Here is a 4403-nt window from a genome sequence, read left to right on the forward strand (position 1 = left end):
GTGATAGTTTCAGTTCTGGTCATTTCAAAGCCTCCTTGGCGCGAGGACGCCGCTCAAGGCCATCCCGCATGAGAGCCATCGGTAAAGATCAGTCTTTCACCGATATGTTTATTTTCCGTACCAGCCGTTCGGACTCCGGCCGATCGAGGTCGATCGCCAAAAGGCCGTTCTTCAACTCCGCTGCGATCACCCGCATGCCGTCGGCCAGCACGAAACAGCGCTGGAACTGGCGCGCGGCGATGCCGCGATGAAGAAATTCGCGCTCGGTGTCGTCGGTCTGACGGCCGCGCACGACCAACTGGTTTTCCTCCGTGGTGACATCGAGATCGCTTTCGGCGAAACCGGCGACCGCCAATGTGATGCGCAACCTTTCGGTTTTGCCGTCGGCGCCGCTGAGGCGTTCGATGTTGTAGGGAGGGTAGCTGTCACCGGACTTCGCCAAGCGTTCCAGGGTCTTTTCCATGGCGTCGAAACCAAGCAGAAGCGGGCTGGAAAAGGGCGTCATTCGGCTCATGTTACACTGTCCTCTCAAGAGCGACATAAAGTGGAAAAACCCAGATGGCATTTTTCCCGATGGCCTTGATATGGTCCGCCCCGCGACCAAGTTCAAGCCGTCAACAGACCCGCCCAAAAAGACCAGGCCGTGGACTCACAGGAATGACAGACATGGCGCTTGAAACGGCGAGCAGATGCAAGGAAAAGCGCGCGGGTCGGGATTGTCTTCCCCGGTCGAGCGGTTCGGCCTGGCAGCTCGCGGCCGCTTCGGCGTCATTTGGATGTTCCGATCGGATCGATGCAAGTCCACGACCTCGCCAAACAAGGAATTGAAATGCCCCAGTCACGCAAGATCATCATCGACACGGATCCCGGCCAGGATGATGCCGTCGCCATATTGCTGGCGCTCGGCAGCTCCGAACTGGAGATCGTCGGCATATCAGCCGTTGCCGGCAACGTGCCGCTGAAGCTTACCGAAAAGAATGCCCGCAAGATCTGCGAGCTGGCCGGCCGCCCGGACATCAAGGTCTATGCCGGTGCCATCCGGCCCCTGACGCGCGAACTGGTCACCGCCGAGGAAGTGCATGGCAAGACCGGCCTCAACGGTCCGCAATTGCCCGAACCGACGATGAAGCTGCAGGACCAGTACGCGGTCGATTTCATCGTCGAGACGCTGATGAGCGAAGAAAGCGGCACGATCACGCTTTGCGCGCTCGGCCCGCTCACCAACATTGCGCTGGCGCTGATCCGCGAGCCGCGCATCGCACCGCGCATCAAGGAAATCGTGCTGATGGGCGGCGGCTTCTTCGAAGGCGGCAATGTCACACCGACCGCCGAATTCAACATCTATGTCGACCCGCAGGCCGCAGATGTCGTGCTCAAATCCGGCATTCCGATCGTCATGATGCCTCTCGACGTCACCCACAAGGCGCTGACCACCGCCAAGCGCACGCAGGCCTTCCGCGCGCTGGGCACCAGGGTCGGCACCGCCACCGCGGAGATGTTGGAGTTCTTCGAGCGCTTCGATGAAGAGAAATACGGCACCGACGGTGGCCCGCTGCACGATCCTTGCGTCATCGCCTATCTGTTGAAGCCGGACCTGTTCAAGGGCCGCAACTGCAACGTCAGCGTGGAAACCGCCTCGGAACTGACCATGGGCATGACCGTGATCGACTGGTGGGGCGTCACCAAACGGCCGAAGAACGCCATGGTGATGCGCGACATCGACCATGATGCGTTTTTCGCCTTGCTGGTGGAGAGGCTGGGGCGGCTTAACTGACCGTCAGAACAGAACTGAACTTGTGAGCACGCGTCTTCACTCATTGAGAAACCGATAGGTGTCTCCGCCGCGCTTATGATGTTGCCGCTCGATGGGGATGACCGAACCGACAAGGTGCGGCATCCCCACTTCATCATCGATGGATGTCACCGCGCTGTTGCCATCAAGGCGGCCATCGTATGTGTAATACAGCCCGCGCCCGGCAGCCATCTTCGGATTGATGGGCATTAACCTCACATACTCGATAGTGCCCATCACACTCTGAGTTGCCACAACCGGATTGTCCTGGTTCATCGCAATCGGGATCAGCGCCGCCAGGGGCAGTGCGCAGAAGAATACGACACCAATGACTGCGTCTCGGTATTCTGCCTGAAACAGAAGCAGGCGGTTTCTGAGAGAAGATACTGTTGCCATGATTCAATTCACGAATCGGTAGAAGACGAAGCCATTGTCGCGCGTGACGCGTTCGATGTTTGTGCGCGAGCCGATCAGATGCGGGTGATCGTCATCGATAAGGACAGACGAACCGTTCTCGATAGAAACCAGATATATGCCGCGGCCATGGTCCAACCGGACACTTTCGACGTTTGCCTCGACTGTGTCGACCGATCGGATCGGGCTGGCGTCGTTGATCCATTTGTTTGCCGCCAACATGATCATAACCGCAAACGCACCAATAAAGAGGATCACGCCAGGCGCGTTCCTCTTCAAACCATCCCAAGTCCAAAAGACAGACATGAATCCCTCAAGCCAGATTCATGTGGTGGTGGGACAGCACACTTTCAATCTGTTGCCATTCCAGGGTGCTGCAACTCCTTGCGGCGCCGGCTCGGCCGCCTTTACTTCGACCGCGAAAACGCCAGCCACAGGCCGCCGCCGACCATGAAGCTGCCGCTGATCCTCGACAGGAGTTTGATGCGGCCGGCCGACAGCAGGCGCCCGGCGCGGCCGGCGGCCAGCGCGTAAGTCGAATCCGAGAAGGCGGCGAAGATCATGGCGGTCAGACCCATGACGGCGATCTGCAGCGAGTAGTTGCCTTGCGGCGAAATGAACTGCGGAAAGAAGGCGCCGAAGAAAATCAGCGTCTTGGGGTTGCTCAGCGCCACCAGCAGGCCCTGCAGGAAGAAGCCGCCGCGCGGCTTTCTCGCTGTTCCATCGGCATTCAACGTGCCCTTGGAGCGGAACATCTGCACACCCATCCAGATCAGATAGGCCGCGCCGATCAGTCGTACCCACTCGAACCAGTGGCCCATGCCTGCGATCAGCGTGTTGAGGCCGATGCCGACGATGGCGATCATCACGGCAAGCCCGGCCTGCGTGCCGGCGACGTTGGCGAGGCCGGCGCGCGAGCCATGGCGGATGCTGTTGGCAATGATCAGCGTGACCGTCGGACCGGGCACCAGGATAATGACGATGCAAGCGAGGACATAGGCGGCGTAGAGTTCGAGCGACATGCTTTTTCCCCAGGAATACCGCCGAGGCGGCGCGGCTGAGGATAATCAATGCATGGCGGCGATAGCGATGCAAGCCGGTGCGCGAAGCGCCGCGGCACGCCAACGCGTGCGATTCAGGCGCCGGCCGGCCAGGGCAGTGTTGCCTCATAGGCGGCCGCCGCCTTGAGCACGGCAAGGTCGCCGCGTGGCCGGCCGATCAGCTGCATGCCCATCGGCCGCCCTCTATCGTCGAAGCCGACCGGCACATTGGCCGCCGGGCAGCCGCCCAAGGTCGCGAAGGCGGAAACCTGCATCCAGCGGTGATAGCTGTCCATTGTGCGTCCGGCGACCTCACGCGGCCAATGCGTATCGATGTCGAAGGGGAAGACCTGCGCTGTCGGCAGCGCAATCAGATCATAGCGGTCGAAGATCGACAGCAGCGTGCGATGCCAGGACGTGCGGATGACCGAAGCGGCGCGGATCTGCGGCGCCGTCAGCCGCGTTGCGTTCTCCACTTCCCAGATGGCTTCCGGCTTGAGCAGGCGGCGCTTCGCGGGATCGTCATAGTGGGTTTTGAGCGCGCAGCCGCTGCTGGCCTGGCGCAGCGTCACGAAGGCCTGCCACAGCGCTTCGAAATCGAAATCCGGCAGCAGGGGCTCGGTCGCGAAGGACGCTTCCGCAAAGCGGCCAAGTGCCGCCTCGCACAGGCCGAGAACGCCTGTTTCAACCGGCAGATGACCGCCGAGATCACCGAGCCAGGCGATGCGGCCACCAGTTGCGGGTATTCCAAGCCCTTCGAGGAACGAGCCGGGTTTCTCGTAGGACAATGGCGCGTGCGGGTGGTAACCGGCCTGCACATCGAGCAGCAGTGCCATGTCACGGACGTTGCGGCCCATCGGCCCGTCGACGCCCATCTGCGCATGGAAGACTTCGAAATCGGGTCCGCCGGGAACAAGTCCTTGCGACGGGCGGAAGCCAAAAACATTGTTCCAGGCGGCCGGGTTGCGCAGCGAGCCGCCAAAGTCGCTGCCATCGGCGACGGGCACCATGTCGAGCGCCAGGGCAACGGCCGCGCCGCCGCTCGAGCCTCCGGCGGTCAGGGCCGGATCGAAGGCGTTCAGCGTCGGCCCGAACACGGCGTTGTAGGTGTTGGAACCAAGCCCGAATTCGGGGACGTTGGTCTTGCCGATGATAAT

Annotated in this window: 6 protein-coding genes; 1 reads left to right on the forward strand and 5 read right to left on the reverse strand. The window is 61.3% G+C overall.

Annotated elements, in window-relative coordinates; all coding sequences use genetic code 11:
* Positions 1–88 precede the first annotated feature (88 nt).
* Positions 89–514, reverse strand: coding sequence for an Hsp20 family protein (locus EN991_RS24940; protein WP_013529591.1), 426 nt, complete (start codon positions 512–514; stop codon positions 89–91).
* Between the two features lie 315 nt (positions 515–829).
* Here EN991_RS24940 and EN991_RS24945 point away from each other — a divergent pair, with 315 nt between their 5' ends.
* Positions 830–1774 (forward strand): nucleoside hydrolase, encoded by a 945-nt coding sequence (locus EN991_RS24945; RefSeq protein ID WP_063170333.1) that lies wholly within the window; start codon positions 830–832, stop codon positions 1772–1774.
* A 36-nt stretch (positions 1775–1810) separates the two neighbouring features.
* Here the strand turns inward: EN991_RS24945 and EN991_RS24950 are convergent, their stop codons facing one another.
* From EN991_RS24950 to EN991_RS24965, 4 genes are all read right to left on the reverse strand, one after another.
* A complete protein-coding gene (locus EN991_RS24950; protein WP_127369757.1) occupies positions 1811–2188 on the reverse strand; it encodes a hypothetical protein in 378 nt (125 codons plus the stop codon).
* A gap of 3 nt (positions 2189–2191) precedes the next feature.
* Positions 2192–2512, reverse strand: coding sequence for a hypothetical protein (locus tag EN991_RS24955; protein ID WP_013529594.1), 321 nt, complete (start codon positions 2510–2512; stop codon positions 2192–2194).
* Between the two features lie 101 nt (positions 2513–2613).
* Positions 2614–3228, reverse strand: coding sequence for a LysE family translocator (locus EN991_RS24960; protein WP_013529595.1), 615 nt, complete (start codon positions 3226–3228; stop codon positions 2614–2616).
* A 113-nt stretch (positions 3229–3341) separates the two neighbouring features.
* A partial coding sequence (locus EN991_RS24965; RefSeq protein WP_127369758.1) for an amidase occupies positions 3342–4403 on the reverse strand: 1062 nt, incomplete at its 5' end.

It is taken from the genome of Mesorhizobium sp. M7A.F.Ca.US.005.03.2.1, from assembly GCF_003997795.1.
Taxonomy (GTDB): Bacteria; Pseudomonadota; Alphaproteobacteria; order Rhizobiales; family Rhizobiaceae; genus Mesorhizobium; species Mesorhizobium ciceri.